The organism is Sphingomicrobium arenosum (assembly GCF_026157085.1).
GTDB lineage: Bacteria > Pseudomonadota > Alphaproteobacteria > Sphingomonadales > Sphingomonadaceae > Sphingomicrobium > Sphingomicrobium arenosum.
The window spans coordinates 389,255-405,944 of the sequence record NZ_JANPVN010000001.1 but is presented as its reverse complement, the minus strand read 5'-3'; the positions used below and the strand labels follow the sequence as shown (position 1 = coordinate 405,944).

Below are 16,690 nucleotides of genomic sequence, written 5' to 3'. Positions count from 1 at the left end.
ACCGTCAGCCTTGCGACACCGTTACCGGGCTCCCCGAGACCCCAACCCGCGTCTCGGGCAAGCGTTCCGAACAGGAGACGCCTCGCGCCACGACAATCTCTGTTTCGCAGCGAGATCCTGCAGTTCTTGCGCGCCCCCACCATTTATGCAAGTAGTTGCGCAATTGATTGCGGAGATACGACCAACATGAGTAGATCGTTCGACGACGAAGGGTATCTGGGAAAACGTCTTCAGGACGTCCTCGCCCTTGCCACGCAGCAGATTGCGCAAGTGCATGCCGCGCGCGGCCTCGTCATGCCCGTGGAGGGGACCTCGACCCTCCACGCCCTTGCCCCCGGCACCCGCCGGTCGCTCACCGAGATCGCGCGCCAGCTCGGCCAGTCGCACCAGCTCATTGCCCAGCGGCTGCAACGGCTGGTGCAACAGGGGCTGGCGACCAAGACGGCCGACCCGAACGATGGACGGCGCAGCGAGTATCAGCTCACCTCCTTGGGGGTCGAGCAATGGGAGATTCTCGACCACTTCATGGACGATGTTGCCATCGTCAATCGCCGTCTGTTCGAGGAGATCGGCTGCGACCTTGTCGCCGCGCTCGACGCCATGGCGAAGGCGCTCAAGCACCAGGACTATCGGTCGAGATTTGCCGAACAATTCGCCCCTGAAAGACTGCCGACCACGTAATTTCCCGCCTGTTCCCGGGAACGGCACCATCGTCATCGAGGAATTTCATGACCAAGACACGACCTCTTCGCCCGTTCGCCGCATCGCGTCCGGTTCGCGGCGCCCTCAGCGTTGCGCTGGCCGCCACCATCTCGGCCTGCGCTACCGCTGACGCGCGCGACGTCACCGCCCGTCCGGCAGTTGCCGAGCAGGTCGGCGCGACGACCCCGGCGGCGGAGCGGCGGCTCGCGCTTCTCCAATTGGCGGACTTGCTCGAGCAGATGTATGTGCTCCCGAGCGAGGGCGAGCGGTATGCCGCATTCCTGCGTGACCGCGCCGAGCGCCTCGACGACGTCGCGCCGGATCCCGCCGTCTTCGCGCAGCGTATCACCGATGAATTGCGCTCGATCCACGAAGATCGCCACCTGCGCTTGGAAGTCAGGCAACAAGGCGGCGGACCGGGCGGCCCCGGCGATGCCGGGCCGTCGATGGACATGCCGCCGTCGTCGCTCCTGTCGTCCGAGCAGCTTGGCCATGGCATCCACTATCTTCGCTTCGACAGCTTGTGGGGCGACGAGGCGACCATGCGACAGCTGGACGACCTGCTGCGACCGAACCATGTCCCGAGCGCTCTCATCATCGACCTGCGCCACAATCGGGGCGGCGGCTTGCGCGAGATCGATTTCCTCTTCTCCCACCTCCTGACCGAGACCACCGACCTGCTCGTCATGGAAATCCGGCGGCAGGTCTTCGAGATGGACGGCGGCCCCTTCGCAGAAGGGCCGAACCTAATGCGCATCGACAGCCCCGAAACCAGCGTCCGCCTCATGCACCGCGCCATGCCCGCGGCAGAACCCAAACTCGCGGACACGGCGCTCATCCTGCTGACGTCCCCCACCACCGGCTCGGCCGCCGAGCATCTCGCGCTCGCCGTCAAGAAAATGGGACGCGGCCTGCTCGTGGGAGAGACGACGAGAGGCGCTGGCAATTTCGGCGGGATCATCCCGATCAGCCAGACCTTCCAAGCCTTCGTCCCGGCGGGACGCACCTACGATCCTGCCAATGGCATCGGCTGGGAAGGAACCGGCGTGTCGCCCGACATCGCCGTCGGCAGCGGCTCGGCGCTGGGCGTCGCGCTCGAGCGACTGGGGGTCCCCGAAGATGAGCGCGACGCCCTCGCCGCCAAGGTCGAGCCCTGAGGCGAGCCATGGCATTTGTCTCCGGCTCGGCGACAGCGATCGTCGCGCGATTGACGGTCGTGGCAGGCGCACTGGCGCTTTCCGGCGCGGCCCCGGCTGGCCGCCCCCCGGCCCAACTGGCGCAAGAGCTGGATGCGTTGATCAGCCACCAATACGCTTATCTCGACGACTTGCCCGGGGGCGCCCTGCCCCAATCCGCCGTGCTGGAAAGGCTGCGGCGAGAGGTTCAAGACGAGCGCTCGCTGCTGGCCTATGCGGAGATTCGCCTTGCAACGCTGGCCGATCATCATGCGATCACCGGTCGCTCGTTCCGCGACAGCTGGTCGTTGGTGCGCAGCTTCACGGACCTGTAGATCATCAAGCGGGACGGTGAGTTCGTCATCGACGCCGTGCGAGCGGGAAGCCCCGCCGCCAAGGTAGGCGTCGAGAAAGGCACCCGGCTCGTGGCGGTCGATGGCATTCGCATCGCGCCGGCCGTCCATGCCTTCTAGGCCGATCTCGGGCTGGCGCCGGTCGGCGAGCGCGCCGCCTATGCCGCACGGGTCCTCGTCGCCGGACGGCGTGACCGGTCGCGGCGCCTCACGCTTCGCGACCCATCGGGAGGTTTGCGGCACGTCGAATTGCCCTCGCTCTATTCGCTCGAAGACGAGCCCCGCCCGCCCATCGACCTGTGCATTGCCGATGAGATGGCGGTGATCCGCTTCAACAACAGTCTCGGCGACATGGAAACGATCGAGGCCTTCGATCGGGCGATGGCGGGCATTCCCGACGACCGCAGCCTCTTCCTCGACCTCAGGGACACTCCGTCGGGCGGCAATACGGTCGTGGCGCGTGCGATCATGGGATGGTTCGTCGATCGCCCCCGGGTCTATCAGGTGCATCGACGGCCGGTCGACAGGCGAGAAACGGGCATCGCGCGGCAGTGGCAGGAGCAGGTCCTGCCGCGCGCCGGCAAGTATCGGGCGACGCTTCCCACCATCCTCGTCGGGCGCTGGACCGGGTCGATGGGGGAAGGGCTCGCCATCGGCATGCACGCTATGGGCGCCGAGGTCCGGGGCAGCGCGATGGCGCGGCTCAAGGGCGCGGTCGAGACCTTCGACGTTCCCGGTGCGACCTTCACGATCACCCTGCCCACCGAAAAACTCTTCTCGCCCTCGGGACAACCGCGCGAACAGTATCTTCCCACTCGGGCCATAAGCTCGGGTGAGGCCTGCGGAATATCGCGCTCGACGGCGCTGGCAATCGGCGGTGGGGTCTGACGGTCGACCGTCGCGCGAGCCGTCGATAGCGCGGCAAGAAAGATCGGGGGGATAAGGCGGCGGGCGTCTCCCGACGCCGCGCCGCCCACTCATCTGCTTACCAGCCGAGGGTGAAGCCGACGCGCGCGCCGGTCTTGCCGCCCTTGTTGAAGCCGGTCGCAATGCCGGCATTGACGGCCATGTCCTTGGCCACCATCGCGCCGAGCTGGAGCGAGGCCGCCCAGGCGCCGTTGTAGGTGCCGACATTGCCGGTCATCGCAAACTGCTTGCCGGGGATGAGGGCATTGCCGGTCATGGCAACGGCGACCGCGGTCGACCCGTCGATTTCCTCGTCCAGACGGCCGAGGGTCTCGCCAAGGTTGAACGTGACATTCTCGAGCGCGACGATCCGGCTTTCATGATCGTCGAGCATGGCCGAGGTCGTATCCGCAAATCCATCGACGGCGTCGTAGAATTGCGACAGCTGCGCCATGTTGACCGCGTCGGTATCGTTGATCCCGGCGGCGACATTGGTGAGACGACGCTCGCTCCCGACCGCACCGATCGAGACGGTGTTCGCCTCAGTCGCTTCCGAACCATAGCAGAGCGCGACACTGTTGGTCGCTTCATCGCCCGTCTGGGCGCCGGTGCCGATGGCGATCGAGCCATCCGCGCCGGCTTCGGAATAGGCGCCGAGCGCCATCGACTGGACGCCTTCGGCTTCGGCACCGACGCCGACCGCGGTCGACTGGATCGCCGACGCGCTGGCAGTCGCGCCGACGGCGGTCGAACTGTTTCCGAGCGCCTTTGGCGGTCGTCCCGACACTCGTCGTGAGGTCCCCTTCCGAAAGCGAACCCGCGCCGACGGCAGTCGCGCTAGCGCCAGTGGCCGAAGCCGTCGCACCGAAAGCGCTCGAAGACGAACCGACCGCATTGGCCGAGGCACCGAAAGCACTCGAAGCCGTGCCCTCGGCATTCGCATTGTCGCCGATAGCGGTCGTAAAATTGCCGATGGCATCCGCTAGGGCCCCGATGGCGATCGCGGCATTACCGTCGGCATCAGTGTTATAGCCGATCGCCATCGCATCATTGCCGTTGGCCGATGAGCCAAAGCCGATCGCTACGGTATAGTCGTAAAGCGCATCGGCTCCGTACCCCATGGCGACCGCGCCGACGCCGAAAGCCAGGGCATCGTAGCCCACGGCCGTGCCGAAATCGTTCGCTTCGGAAAAGGCCACGGCCGAGGTCGAACGCCTCGCCATCGACACCGATCGGAACAGCGGGGCTTCGGCCGACCTCACCTTTGGCGCACAGGGCGGCATCGCCAACCACGGCGGCGCGGTAGATTTCGCGCTCGGCGGCGACGTGATGACGGCAGGCAACGGCGCTATCGGGCTGGTCGTCCAATCGATCAGCAGCGGTGGCGGCGATGCCCGTTTCAATGGCGTGGAAAGCGCCGATGTACGGTTTGGCGGCACCGATGGCGCCATCGGCAACGGCGGCATGCTCGATATCGCCGTCGAAGGCTCGGTCATTACGCAGGGCAATGGCGCGCATGGTATCGTCATGCAGAGCATCGGCGGTGGCGGGGGTGCGGTCTTCGGCGAGATCGCGACGGCCTCGGTCACCCTGTCGGACGACAAACAGGGTAATGGCGGTTCAATCAACGCTAGCGTCGGGGGCGATGTCGCCACGCTGGGGGACGGCGCGATCGGACTGGTCGCCCAGTCGCTCGGCGGCGGCGGCGGTTTCGTCGATGGGCATTTCGCCGGCAGCGCGGGCGGTCTCGGTGACGGTGGTGACGTGGATATCGTCATCGGCGGCTCTCTTTATGCCGAGGGTCTTAGTGCAACGGCGATGTTGGTGAGCAGTTCGGGTCGCAACGGCGGCGCGCTCACGGCAAGCATTGGCGGTGACCTGCTGATGCTCGGCGAAGCCTCGAGCGGTTTCCACTTCGAAAGCCTCGCCAGTGATGGCGCGGCAGGCGACATCGGGGTCAGCCTTGCTGGCAGCGCCGAGATGGCCGGCGATTTGTCGACGGCGATCGCTCTTGCCTCCCGCGGTAGTGTTTCCAGCGGCGACATCGCGGTCGATATCGGCGGAAATGTCGTCATGCACGGCGACCATTCGGTCGGGCTCGATCTCGCGAGCGTCGCCGATGGCGAGAGCGGATCGATCTCGCTCGATGTTGCGGGAATGATCTTCGCCAACGGCATGGACTCCGTCGGCATGAGGCTCGAGAGCAGCGCGCTCGATGCGCGCGGCGACATTAGCGCTACCATCCTCGGTGGTGTTCGCGGCGGTGCCGGGAACGGCGTGGGGATCGCGCTGATCGGTGGCAACGACAATGTCGTCACCGTCGCATCGACCCTGAGCGCTGTCTCGGGCGTCGCGATGACCGGCACCGATGGGAATGACCGCCTCATCAACGATGGTATCACGGTCGGGAACATCTATCTCGGCGGCGGGAACAACGAGGTCGTCAACAGCGCCGATGCGAGCTTCGTGACGATCGACACGCTCGACCTTGCCGATGGCGACGGTAGCGGGACGTTCCGCAACCAGGGAGAGCTTTTCCTCGGGCGCGCGTCGTCAAGCTATCCCGTCGACCTCCTCGCTGGTGAAACCCGCGAGATCGGGGCGATCGAAGACAGCGACAATATCTTCTTCGGGACCGGCGTCATCAGCCAGGTCGCACTGGATGGAGACTTCATCCAGGAAGCCGGTGGCACCGTTTATTATGACGTCGCTTTCGGCCCCTACGCCTCGGATCGTATCGATGCGACCGGCAACGCATTCGTCGCAGGCGAATTAGTCGTCACGCTCAACTGGTTGGAGGATGCCGAACCCGTCATCCTCGTCTCGACCGGCGGATCGGGCACCGACAATGGATTGGTCATCGCCGATACGATCGCGCTCGACTATCAGATGATCGCATCCGATGCCGGCATTGCGCTCGGCTATGCAAGCGATTTCGGCCAATCCTTCCTCAGCACCAACGCGGGGGGCGGCCTTACCCAGGACCTTGGCAACCTCCGTCTCTCGCTTGCCGCCACCTTGGGGTGGCAGCAACTGGACATGGTACGACGCCAGTCGATCTTCATGACCGGGATCGGCACCGCGCAGATGCGCACCGACTATCGCCAGGTCACCGCGGGGGTGGGTTACGAAACCATGCTCGCCGGGGTCTCGATCCGGCCGCAACTGGATGTCAGCGCGATGCGGTTGGGTTTTGGCAGTTTCGATGAAGCCGGGCTCGAAGGGCTCGGGGTCGAGAGCGACAATTCGGCTCGCTGGTACGTCAGTGCCGCACCCAAGCTTGAACTCGGTAAGCGGGTCACCGATCGGATGTCGCTCTTCGCCTCGGGCGGTGCCTATTTCGTCGACAGTGATGCGATCAGCGGGAATTTCCGCCTGCAGGGCATGGACGATGCGGCGGCCTTTGCGCCCATCGCCACACCGATCGATGCAACCTCGCTACTGCTTGAAGCCGGACTGCGCTGGCAGGGCACCGAACGGCTGTCGTTCCAGCTCGACTATCGCGGTCAGATCGGCTCGTTGGTCGAAGATCATTCGGTCAACGCCGCGTTCGGTTGGCATTTCTAAGCCGGCCTGCGCGGCGACGACCGCACGTTCCCGACCGTTCGTTTCATGCGCCTTCTTGGCGTCGGCGACGAACGGTCGATGACGGCTTTTTAGACCCGCCAAGCCGGAAGGATGCTTGGATGGAGGGCAACTCCAAGAGTGAGCCGTCTGCCATCGGCCAGCTGCGGACCTTTGCTCGAGCATCTGCTGACTGATCTTAAGGCAGGGAGCCGACCGAAGTCGGGGAATTGTCGCCGCGCAAAGCTCGAAGACCCAGATGCCATGCCAACTTCTCCTCGTAATTTACACGCCAGCAGACATAGACTCGCGATTAACGCATTGTCTTCTCACGCAAATGCACGGGATCGCCTTAAGCCTGAAACGGCGCAGTTTACATGAGACCTTGACGTGGAAACTTAGGAATCTATGAGCGTCTCCAACGCGAGGCGGGTGTAGCTCAATGGTAGAGCAGGAGCTTCCCAAGCTCCATGAAATGGCAGTTTTCTGACATTCCTGCTGTAAACTGCGCCAAATTCGATCGTTTCAGATCAATAGTTTACAGATGGCTTGTAGACCCTATTCGGTGAAGTTCCGCTTCCAATCCCACGTCTCAGATCATTGCCAGCTGCCGGTTGGAAAGCCGTCCGCCATAGCCTTCGCGCAACCTTACCTTGCGTTCTAGATCGTCGATAATCGCACCCGTAAAGTCCTTACCTGAGGCATCATCCATATAGCTTATCGCCCCCGGAGTATCGACATTCGCCTCCATCATCTTGTCACCGACGATGTCGAGCCCCGCTAGATACATGCCGTCGGCGATCAGTTTCGGCGCTACCAGTTCAGCGACCCGCAACACGTCATCGGTCGGTTCGATCATCTCGGTCTTGCCTCCGGCCGAGATGTTCGACCGGGCGTCCTCGCTCTCATTATACCGGCGTAGGCAGGCATAGGTCCCATCGACCACTAGTGGGCGACCATTCAGCGTGATCAGTCGAATATCGCCATCGGCGGCGCCAGCCAGATATTCTTGGACAATCGCATAACCATCGCGCGTCACGGCTTCCACGGTCTGGGAAAGGTTCTGGCGGTTGTCTTCATCGAGGACGAACACCCCTTGCCCGCCTGAGCCTTGCAACGGCTTGATGACCGCTTTGCCACCCTGCGTTTCGAGAAACGCGCGCACCTCATCCTCTGATCGTGTGATGCACGTCCTGGGACGGACCTTTTCAGGGAAATGCTGAAAGTAGGTCTTGTTGACGGCATCGGTCAGAAAGCTCGGGTCATTGAGGACGATGGGGCCGTTCTTCGCAGCGAGTTGGCCGAATAACAGGGCGCTGGCGGGCGCCCAGGGACGCTCACCAAGTTCGTCCGCAGGATCGGAGCGCAATAGCAAGATGTCATAGTCATCGAGCCGGATCCGGGTTGGCTCCACCGACTTCACCGCCTCGAGATAGGTGGCATCGGACTGGAAGCGTTTTTGCGGGGCGATGATGGCATGGGCACATATGCTGCCATCGGCATCGTAAATGAATTGCCCTAGCTCGATCAGCGCCACCTCATGCCCGCGCGCCAGGGCGACGCGCCCCATGCGTGACGACGAGTAATTCTCCTGCTCGGTGGCGACACGATTGACGACGAAGGCGATTTTCATAACGCGGGACTTTCTTGATAAAGATCGACTATCTCTGCACGACGCACTGCTTCGAGCCGTTCGCGCGCTGCGGCGCCGTCGAGATAGGTAGGGAGAAGGTCGGGAGGGTGGAGCAGCCCTCGGTCGACCAGTTTTTCAAGCGTTGGCAACTGCTTGAGTGAAAACTTGCCGAGGAACAGAATCTCGTAGTCGCCGCCATGATGAAGATAGGCGACAAGTTCGACGAGCCCCTTCAAGTAGAGCGCATCCTTCGTGAAACACCCTCCGCGGGCCGCTCTCAGCATCGTATCGAAAGCATCGTCGTCGCCTAGGCCACACTGCTCGCGCATGGCGGCATAGATTTCACCGTCGCTTTTCTCATGCACCCGCATGTCGGCGGCGATCACCCGGGCAGCGAGCATGCGAAGGCGCCTTGGCGGAAGATAGCCCGTGAGATATTCGCCAAGGACGGCGAGGCCCTCTTGCAGGACGTCGTAATCCGCCAATCCCATCGACAGAGTGGTAAGCGGCTGGCGCAAGCCGTTGTGGCGCGTGACGCTATGCGTCCCGACTTCATGCTGGATCAGTGGCGCGATCCGGCTGCGGGCGACGCGAAAGTCGCGAGGGATGTTGAGGTTGCCGTCCTCGGTGAATAATCCCGTGCCCTCATTCGCGTTGATGATGGCGCGCTGGACAAAGTGAGTTCCCCGGTCCGACAGGCGAGCGAACTCGCCTTCTGCCGCCTCGAGAAACTCGTCGCAGTCGCAGTCGAGGTCTGGATCTTTAGCATCAGGGACGGTTTCGAGAATCTGTTCGGCGCGGCTCCGCATTCGGTCTCCAACGGCACCAAACAGGTCGATCGAAGCCAGTGCGATGCCCTCGCGGTTGCGCATTCGGATGAGTTCGATCTGCGCATCGATCTCCCGCTGCTTCTCGACCAGAAGTACTTCGATAAAGGGATCGTCGATGTCATGGACCGGCAAGGAGAAGAGCTCTCTGCGGATATCATCAAGATCGATGTCGACCACGTCATATTCGAGTGGCGGGAGCGCGCGGCGGCCGCCTTCCTCAAATGCTTTACGGGCCGCGGCGATATTTGTGGGCATGAAATAATGCAGCCAGTTCAGACTTTGATCGATCCGTGCAAGCGATTCATCGACCCGCACGGCAGCCGGCGACAACTCGTATCGAGGCCCCACAACCATTAGCGATGCTCCAGCCACTGCCGCGCATCGCCAACCGCAAGGGACAGGCCGCGGCGTAACGATTGAAGCGCGAGAATGTCCGCGCTGCGTCCCCACTCATCCATGAAGATCTTTTTATATTCGAGCGTCATCACGCAGGCATCTTCGCCGTAGCGCGCATGCAGCCATTCGGGAAAATGTCCCCCGTCCGGGAAGCGCTTATTCTCACGAACGTCGGGAGTTTCGCCATTGAGCGGCACACTCCGCAGTCGGCGCGCAAACCGCTCGACAAGATCTCCGTAGATCGCTTTGTCGAGCGTCGTAACGCCGAGGTCGATATCGGGATTCTCAGGCTTGGGCGCAGGATCGCCTTCCTTTCCGTCGCGAAGGTGATTGAAACTGTGAAGGTCGAGCACCAGCACACGTCCGTGCTCCTTGATCAGGGCCTCGACCCGCGCACTCGCCTGTCGATAAAATTCGTCGTGCAATAGACGAGATCTCTCCATCTGTTCGTCGGGAAGGTCGTCGCGCCAGATAGTCAGCCCCCAGGTGTCCTCCGGATCCTTTGAGATACATCGGTCGCGCGATCGGTTGAGGTCGCATTCGAAACGCGAGCGATTGGCCCGAACAAGCGTGTTTCCCACCGACAGAAAAAAGTCCGTCATGGGATCTTCTTCGCGCAACCGATCGACTTCCTCGATGCAAAGCCAGGGCTGGAGTTCGAGCCGAACGTGATGGCCGGCATGGATCGAGGTCGTCATGACTGGTCCCGGCCCCCGGACGAAATCCCAGGCCGGCCCATTGTCGAGGTCATTTTCGAATGAATGTCGCATATGCACGCACCAATGGTCGGCCCGACCATAGAGTTGCGATATTCGAGTCGGCGGAAACTAGAAAATCCGCGTCGAAATGAGCGGCGCCCTGCCCAACCCTTCCAGAGCCGTGGCGATTAGCAATCAGACTAACAAATGTTGTTGAAGCGCTCACTAACCCTTTGTAGACTTGGGAGAATATTGGGGGATGGTACAATGACCGAAAAGGACAGGCTCTATTTCGCGAAACGGCTTCGCCAGGAACGCGAACTCGCTCGCAAGGCGCCGACCAATGCAGCACGGGAAGCTCATGAGGCCATGGCGAGAACATATGCTGGAAAGACCGCGTTGGCCGGGGTATTTTGATGTGTGCCGACGGCTCGTCCTGACCGGAGGCCATTGATTGCCGACCGAATTAAGCTTCTGGTTGCCATCGGACGGTAGCCTGATCGGCGTCTTCCTCGGCGCCTGCATTCTTTATTTCTACACGGTCATTCTGGTCCGGCTTCTCGGCAAGCGCGCCACAGCCAAGATGAACAATTTCGATTGGTTGATCGCGGTCGCGACCGGAAGTCTGCTTGCCAGCGGGATCCTGGTTCCCGACATCAGTCTTGCGTCCGCTATCGTGGCGATGGCAACGCTTGGCGTCTGTCAGTTCGCCGTCACCAAATTCTTCGCGATGACCGATGTTGCTGACGACGCTTTCAAGGCGGAGCCGCGTCTCCTGCTGCACAAGGGGGTGTGGCTCGACGACGCGATGGTCGCTTCGAGGATCAGCCGGCAAGAAGTGCTTTCGCGCTTGCGCGGCGAAGGCGTGACCAGCGTGAATGACGTGAATTGGGTGGTGATCGAGCCTGACGGCCAGCTCTCGGTAATCACCAGAAGCGACATGGAAATCGAAGACGCCGACGTGATGTCAGGCGTCGTTTATGATCGCAAATCTCTTAAACATCGGGAGCCTTGGCCGGAACAGTAACATCAACGATCGAGCAGCATGCTCTCGATCGTCTCGGCATCTTCCTGATAGTCCTTTGCCCTCGTAAGCCACCGCTCTTCGTGCTCGGGTTCCTTGCGGGCCAACTGCCGGAACATCTCCACCTTCTCGCGCAAGGCTCGAAGACTGTCATAAAGCGTATGTTCGAGCGCTTCATTCTGACGCTCGTCCAACGATGCCCGCGTATAGGCGTGACCCGTATGACATCGATAGCGAGTGAGCTCTCCATCTTCGATCTCCCACAACACCCCGTTGCAGTCGGGGCAATTGTAAGGGCTCAATTCTCCAAGCTTCTCTTCGGTGCGCATACTGGCCTTCTCCAGTCCGGCGATCAACATTTCCAATTTGACGGCTTCGCTGGCCTTCACCGGCGGCGCAGCCTCGCGCCCTGCCCAATCGGACAACAGGCGACCAAGATCTGCCGCTCCGGTCACCGCTTCCGGCTCACCTACCGCACTGATCGCCGCTCGCGGCATTTGCCCCGAGAGTGCCTCAGCGGGATCCTGCACGAATATCTCGCCGCCGGTGCTGGCAATCGCCCGGCAACCTGCTGCGCCATCATCGAGATAGCCGGAAAGGATGACGCCGGCGCTCCGCGTTGATCCGAATACGGCGAGGCTCCGAAACAACGGATCTATAGCCGGGCGGAAATTGTTTTCGCGCGGCCCCCTTCGAAGGTGGATATGTTCCTGCCCGATGAGCATGTGACAGTCGGGTCGGGCAAGATAGACACAATTGGGACGAATGGGATCGCCCTCTTCCGGCTCACACACTTCGACCGCGCTGGCCCTTTCGACGATCGACTTGAGATGCTGGGATTCCGCCGCGCGGTGAATGACGACAAAGAGGCTCGCACCAGTGTCGGGCGCGAAATTCTCTAGCAATTCTACCAGCGCCGGTATGGCGCCAGCACTCCCTCCGATCGCGATGAGATCCTGTCGGCGCATCCTCAATCCTCCGAGCGCTTCAGCGCCAGCGCGAGATGATCCACGATTGCCTGATCGCTGGCAGGCTTGGGTACGACAATCCAATGATCGCTTCGGGCCGGCAGCGACACGCTCTCGCTATAACCTGTCACAAGGACGATCGGAATCCGTTCGCCGCTGAGCCGTTCCGCGAGTGGTTCGATCGTCACCCCGTCCCCGAGGGAGAAATCCAGCACCGCTCCATCGAGATCTTCGATCGGCATCGCCATGGCCTCCTCCAAGTCTGTGAAGGGCCCGACCACATTCACGCCCGCACCGACGAGGGCCTGCGAATGTCGCTCGGCGATGAGCCATTCGTCATCAACGACCATGACGCGTTTGTTACGCACGTCTCCGCGTGAAATCTGCATGAGGTCGATACGGCGATTGAGAGACTTGTCGACGTTGTTCGGCCGGATCCGGTCGATCTCGACGCGAAGATCCAGCGCGACGCCTTCGGGCTCCCACCGAAGATCGGTTTCGGCCTTGAGCTGCGATCCAACGACCCGCTTGATCACCTTGGTACCGAAGCCGGTGGCCTCGGGCGGCTCCACAAGTGGGCCACCCCTCTCCTCCCAAGTCAGATGGAGCATGTTTTCGTTCTCGCCCCTGAGACGCCACTTTACGGCAACCGTTCCGGTCTCCTTCGACAGCGCCCCATATTTGAGCGCGTTGGTGGTGAGTTCGTGGAAAAGCATGCTCAGGGATTGCGCGGCGGTGGGTGTAATCGACACGGTGGGCCCGTCGACGACCACCTGATGCTCTTCGCTCTGGCCGATCACTTCTTCCTCGACTAAACGGCGCAAACTTGTTCCGCTCCACTTCTGCTGAGCAAGCAGGCCGTGGGTGCGCGAAATGGCATTGAGCCGAGCATTGAAGCTTTCGATGAAGCTGTCGAGGTCCTTGGCCGATTTCCCGGTGATTTGAGCGATCGAGAGAATGATGGCGAGCAGGTTCTTCACGCGATGATCGAGCTCGCGCATCACAAAGCGGCTTTGCTCTTCCTGATCCTTGCGCTGCGTGATGTCGGAATTCACCCCGAGCAGCAGCCGCTTCCCGTCGCGAAGGATCCGCTCGCCACGGCCTGACAACCAGAGCGTTCGACCGTCCTTTCGAGAAATGCGAAACTCGGCGACATAGGGCGACCCGTAATCAATGCAATTTTGCAAAGAGTGCATCACATCGTCGAGATCCTCTCCGTGGATCAGGGCGACGATGTCGTCCATCTCGATGGGCCGACCCGACGGCAGGCCGAACATTTCGGCGACCCGGTCGTCCATCGTCGCCTGTTTGGCTTCGGGGTCGAAGGTCCACATACCAAGGTCCGCAGCGCGCATGGCCAGCGAGAGGCTGAGCCGTTCCTTTGTCAGACGTTGCTCGCGTCCGATCTGGTCGAGCGCGAGTGCGACGATGTCCGCGGCACCGGCGACGATCGCCACGTCATCGGTGTCAAACTCGTCAGGGTCCTTGCTGTGCACACTGAGGATGCCCCACAGACGTCCATCGACGCGAAGAAGCGTGCTGATGCCGGAACGTACCTTATGCTCTTTCAGGAATTCGGGTGGTCCAAAGCGCTGTTCGCTTTCGACATCGCGAACCAAAACGGGTTCCTGCTCCATCAAGGTGAAGCCTGCCTGGCTATGCCTATCGGCGGGAATTTTCGCGGTTCCGATCTGCCCAGCTTTCCACCCCGTCCCGGCGACCAGCTCGAATTCCCCGCCATCGGGCGCGAGACGAAGAACTTTTGCGAACTGGCACTCCATCCCCTCTGCCAGTTTCTGGCACGAAGAATTCAGATAATCGGTCACATCGGCCTGATTGAGCGCGTCGCTGGCCAAATCGGCAAGGATAGCCGACTGCTTCTCACGTTGGCTCAGGCGGCGCGCCGTCTCCGCTTGGTCGGAAATATCCGTGAAAGTGAGTACCACCCCGCCAATTCGTTGATCCGACGTGCGATAAGGCTGGATCCGACGAAGAAAAGTCTTGCCTTCGTTTGAGATGATTTCCTTCTCGATCGGCACGAGATCGCTGAGCACCGCCTCGGCATCCTCAAGCAGCGTTTCGTCCTCGACCTTCATTGCTAGCTCGCTGATGGGACGATTGATGTCGGCATCGCGCAGCTCGACCACCGAATGGATCGATGGCGTAAAGTTCGAAATTCGAAATTTGGGGTCAAGAAACAATACCGGCAGCCGGGCGGACGTCAGGAGGTTCTGTAGATCGTCGGTGGTGCTTTCGACCTCGCCAATCTTGTCCTCGAGCTGGTGATTGACGGTGATCAGTTCTTCATTGAGCGATTGCAGTTCCTCGCGGCTCGTTTCAAGCTCTTCGTTGGCGGACTGCAGTTCCTCATTCGCCGCGACCGCTTCCTCGTGCGAAGCTTTCAGTTCTTCGTTCGAAGTTTCGAGTTCCTCGACGGTTGTCTGTAGATCTTCGCGAAGGATCGCCAGTTCATTTTCGAGCATCCGGATATCGGCGCTCTCGTCTTCTCTCGCGTTGTGAACCGGATGCTCGACGTGATCGACCGTTTGGAAGGTTAGCAGATATTGCGGTTCCTCCTCTTCGCCGCCGCGAAGCACCATCCCCTCGATGCAAACGCTCTCGTCCATGTCGGTTTTGCGGACCTTCGTCGTCCTCCCGGCAAGGCGACGCTCGCCGTTACGGAGCTCTTCGATGATCTCACGCATGCAACTGCGCAGCGTGGCCGGCAGCATATTGAACAGATTGCTGGTCGGCTCCCCCTCGGGCAGCTCGGTGAAACGTCGGATCGGCCCGGTATAGTAGGCGATGACGCCGTTACGATCGACGACCGCACCAGCTGGAGCGTAACGGTCGAGAAGCGCTTGCCGTACTCGCTCGCCTAGATCCTTCTTCCTAAGTTGCTGGCGCTGAATTGGGGGGCGCAACGCCGTCAGGTCGTTGGCGATCTCATGACGTTTCGCAAAATTCGGCGTAGCGAGCCCAGGCTTGCGCTTGTAGATATGCGCCGATTTCGATACGACCTCGAAATGTCGCGCGCGCGCGCCCGCGCTTTCGGACGTTCCCAGCACGAGGAAACCGCCCTCGCGAATGGCGAAACGGAACGTATCCATCAGCCGACGCTGATGCTCACTGTCGAGGTAGATCAGCAGATTGCGGCAGCTGATCATGTCGAGCTTCGAAAAGGGCGGATCGACGAGCAGATTCTGCTGAGCAAAAACAACCCGTTCCCTTAGATCCTTGCGGATTCGAAGCCCATCATTTTCCTGTTGGAAATATCGTTTGAGCCGCTCTTCGCTGACATCTCCGGCGATGCTCTGCGGATAGAGGCCAGCGCGGCCGGTCGCCACCGCATCCTCATCGAGATCGGTCGCGAAGATCTGCCAGAAGAATGTGCGATCGGTCTTGCGGCAATATTCGTCGAATAGCATCGCGACGGTATAGGCTTCCTCACCTGTTGCGCAGGCAGGCACCCAGACCCTTACGGGATGCTCCTGGTCGCTATTCTCGAGCAGGGGAGCGACAATCTTGTCGCCAACCTCCTCCCAGATTTCGGCGTCGCGGAAAAAGGAGGTCACGTTGATGAGCAGATCATCGAAGAGATGCCGCAATTCGTCATCATTGTCTCGAAGATACGCGATATACTCCTTCATCTTTCCAATTCGGAGGAGGTTCATTCGCCGCTGCACCCTTCGCCCGATCGTACCGGTTTTGTACGCCGAAAAGTCGTGACCGATCCGAGCCCTGATGAGCGAGATGACAGGCGCCAGCGTGCGCTGTTTGCTCTCTTCTCCCTCCGCCTCTCGCGCCTCGGAGGACCGTTCGGAAAAGTCTCTGAGTTCATGGGCGATCTCTGCGATCGTCAGGACGCGATCGGCATCGTCATTGGCAATCGCCGCTTTCGGCATCCCGTCATACAACGCCGTTTCTGGGCTTTGTGCGAAAGTCAGTCCGCCTGCGCCCTTGATCGCGCGCAGACCCAGCGTCCCGTCGCTACCAGTGCCGGACAGCACCACCCCCGCCGCTAGCGGGCCGACGGCATCGGCCAAAGACCGCATGAAGAAATCGATCGGCATTCGCTGGCCGCGCGGGGCATCGGGTGCCTCGCTGAAAAGGCCGTGGTCGGCAATGCGCAGATATTGGTCGGGCGGCAGGACGTAGATATTTCCACGCTCGATCGGCATATCGTGATCGGCCTCGATACAGGGCAAGTTGCCGGCCCGATCGAGAATTGACGTCAACTGGCTTTCATATTCTGGCGAAAGATGTTGCAGAATGACGAAGGCGGCTTGCGTATCTTCCGGCAGGCACTCGACGAGGCTCTTCAATGCCTCGATCCCACCCGCTGAGGCGCCGACGGCGATAATGGGGAATTCAAGCTTGGACATTATCTCCCCTTGGGTTTCGCCTTCAGCCAGGCACTCAGACCACTCTTAACGCGAAT

14 protein-coding genes and 1 pseudogene are annotated in these 16,690 nt (G+C 61.2%); 8 read left to right on the top strand and 7 right to left on the bottom strand.

The features are described 5' to 3' along the window. Positions 1-186 precede the first annotated feature (186 nt). The 5 genes from NUW51_RS01810 to NUW51_RS01795 all read left to right on the top strand — a co-directional run bounded on the left by NUW51_RS01810 (position 187) and on the right by NUW51_RS01795 (position 3,118). Positions 187-681 (top strand): winged helix-turn-helix transcriptional regulator, encoded by a 495-nt coding sequence (locus tag NUW51_RS01810; RefSeq protein WP_265562205.1) that lies wholly within the window; start codon positions 187-189, stop codon positions 679-681. 47 nt (positions 682-728) lie between these two features. Beyond that, positions 729-1,859, top strand: coding sequence for a S41 family peptidase (locus NUW51_RS01805; protein WP_265562203.1), 1,131 nt, complete (start codon positions 729-731; stop codon positions 1,857-1,859). A gap of 8 nt (positions 1,860-1,867) precedes the next feature. Then, positions 1,868-2,212, top strand: coding sequence for a hypothetical protein (locus NUW51_RS01800; RefSeq protein ID WP_265562201.1), 345 nt, complete (start codon positions 1,868-1,870; stop codon positions 2,210-2,212). A gap of 36 nt (positions 2,213-2,248) precedes the next feature. Continuing rightward, positions 2,249-2,350: a hypothetical protein gene (locus tag NUW51_RS12860; RefSeq protein ID WP_407696307.1), complete on the top strand. Its 102-nt coding sequence runs from the start codon at positions 2,249-2,251 to the stop codon at positions 2,348-2,350. 114 nt (positions 2,351-2,464) lie between these two features. Beyond that, the gene (locus NUW51_RS01795) at positions 2,465-3,118 is read left to right on the top strand and encodes a S41 family peptidase (RefSeq protein ID WP_265562199.1); all 654 of its coding nucleotides are present in this window, start codon (positions 2,465-2,467) and stop codon (positions 3,116-3,118) included. A gap of 97 nt (positions 3,119-3,215) precedes the next feature. On the opposite strand, the gene NUW51_RS01790 is transcribed toward NUW51_RS01795, so the two are convergent. Both NUW51_RS01790 and NUW51_RS12855 read right to left on the bottom strand, forming a co-directional pair. Beyond that, positions 3,216-3,923 (bottom strand): YadA-like family protein, encoded by a 708-nt coding sequence (locus NUW51_RS01790; RefSeq protein WP_265562197.1) that lies wholly within the window; start codon positions 3,921-3,923, stop codon positions 3,216-3,218. Positions 3,924-4,044: 121 nt separating this feature from the next. After that, a pseudogene (locus NUW51_RS12855) lies at positions 4,045-4,359 on the bottom strand (hypothetical protein); the annotation flags it as partial. Between NUW51_RS12855 and NUW51_RS01785 the strand changes: the two are divergent. Continuing rightward, positions 4,304-6,703 (top strand): autotransporter outer membrane beta-barrel domain-containing protein, encoded by a 2,400-nt coding sequence (locus NUW51_RS01785; protein ID WP_265562195.1) that lies wholly within the window; start codon positions 4,304-4,306, stop codon positions 6,701-6,703. The pseudogene NUW51_RS12855 and the gene NUW51_RS01785 overlap by 56 nt on opposite strands. 589 nt (positions 6,704-7,292) lie before the next feature. Here the strand turns inward: NUW51_RS01785 and NUW51_RS01780 are convergent. The 3 genes from NUW51_RS01780 to NUW51_RS01770 are packed head-to-tail and all read right to left on the bottom strand — an operon-like array spanning position 7,293 to position 10,257. After that, positions 7,293-8,333 (bottom strand): ATP-grasp domain-containing protein, encoded by a 1,041-nt coding sequence (locus NUW51_RS01780; protein ID WP_265562194.1) that lies wholly within the window; start codon positions 8,331-8,333, stop codon positions 7,293-7,295. Next, entirely contained in the window at positions 8,330-9,517 is a 1,188-nt protein-coding gene (locus NUW51_RS01775; RefSeq protein WP_265562192.1) for a tyrosine/phenylalanine carboxypeptidase domain-containing protein, read from the bottom strand. Before NUW51_RS01775 ends, NUW51_RS01780 begins: the two co-directional genes overlap by 4 nt. Beyond that, positions 9,517-10,257 (bottom strand): N-formylglutamate amidohydrolase, encoded by a 741-nt coding sequence (locus tag NUW51_RS01770; protein ID WP_265562190.1) that lies wholly within the window; start codon positions 10,255-10,257, stop codon positions 9,517-9,519. The genes NUW51_RS01775 and NUW51_RS01770 overlap by 1 nt, the downstream gene beginning before the upstream one ends. Before the next feature lie 267 nt (positions 10,258-10,524). Between NUW51_RS01770 and NUW51_RS01765 the strand changes: the two genes are divergently transcribed. Together NUW51_RS01765 and NUW51_RS01760 are read left to right on the top strand one after the other, a co-directional pair. Next, positions 10,525-10,674 carry a hypothetical protein gene (locus tag NUW51_RS01765; RefSeq protein ID WP_265562188.1) on the top strand — a complete coding sequence of 50 codons (150 nt, stop codon included), beginning with the start codon at positions 10,525-10,527 and terminating at the stop codon, positions 10,672-10,674. A gap of 37 nt (positions 10,675-10,711) precedes the next feature. After that, a complete protein-coding gene (locus NUW51_RS01760; RefSeq protein ID WP_265562185.1) occupies positions 10,712-11,284 on the top strand; it encodes a DUF421 domain-containing protein in 573 nt (190 codons plus the stop codon). A 2-nt stretch (positions 11,285-11,286) separates the two neighbouring features. Here the strand turns inward: NUW51_RS01760 and NUW51_RS01755 are convergent, their stop codons facing one another. Together NUW51_RS01755 and NUW51_RS01750 are read right to left on the bottom strand one after the other, a co-directional pair. After that, positions 11,287-12,249: a chemotaxis protein CheB gene (locus NUW51_RS01755; RefSeq protein ID WP_265562183.1), complete on the bottom strand. Its 963-nt coding sequence runs from the start codon at positions 12,247-12,249 to the stop codon at positions 11,287-11,289. A gap of 2 nt (positions 12,250-12,251) precedes the next feature. Continuing rightward, positions 12,252-16,634 (bottom strand): chemotaxis protein CheB, encoded by a 4,383-nt coding sequence (locus NUW51_RS01750; protein WP_265562181.1) that lies wholly within the window; start codon positions 16,632-16,634, stop codon positions 12,252-12,254. Positions 16,635-16,690: the final 56 nt, after the last annotated feature.

Coding starts and splice junctions, on each gene's coding strand:
- NUW51_RS01810 (WP_265562205.1), top strand. CDS start 187: ATGAGTAGATCGTTCGACGACGAAGGGTATCTGGGAAAACGTCTTCAG.
- NUW51_RS01805 (WP_265562203.1), top strand. CDS start 729: ATGACCAAGACACGACCTCTTCGCCCGTTCGCCGCATCGCGTCCGGTT.
- NUW51_RS01800 (WP_265562201.1), top strand. CDS start 1,868: ATGGCATTTGTCTCCGGCTCGGCGACAGCGATCGTCGCGCGATTGACG.
- NUW51_RS01780 (WP_265562194.1), bottom strand. CDS start 8,333: ATGAAAATCGCCTTCGTCGTCAATCGTGTCGCCACCGAGCAGGAGAAT.
- NUW51_RS01775 (WP_265562192.1), bottom strand. CDS start 9,517: ATGGTTGTGGGGCCTCGATACGAGTTGTCGCCGGCTGCCGTGCGGGTC.
- NUW51_RS01770 (WP_265562190.1), bottom strand. CDS start 10,257: ATGACGACCTCGATCCATGCCGGCCATCACGTTCGGCTCGAACTCCAG.
- NUW51_RS01765 (WP_265562188.1), top strand. CDS start 10,525: ATGACCGAAAAGGACAGGCTCTATTTCGCGAAACGGCTTCGCCAGGAA.
- NUW51_RS01755 (WP_265562183.1), bottom strand. CDS start 12,249: ATGCGCCGACAGGATCTCATCGCGATCGGAGGGAGTGCTGGCGCCATA.
- NUW51_RS01750 (WP_265562181.1), bottom strand. CDS start 16,634: ATGTCCAAGCTTGAATTCCCCATTATCGCCGTCGGCGCCTCAGCGGGT.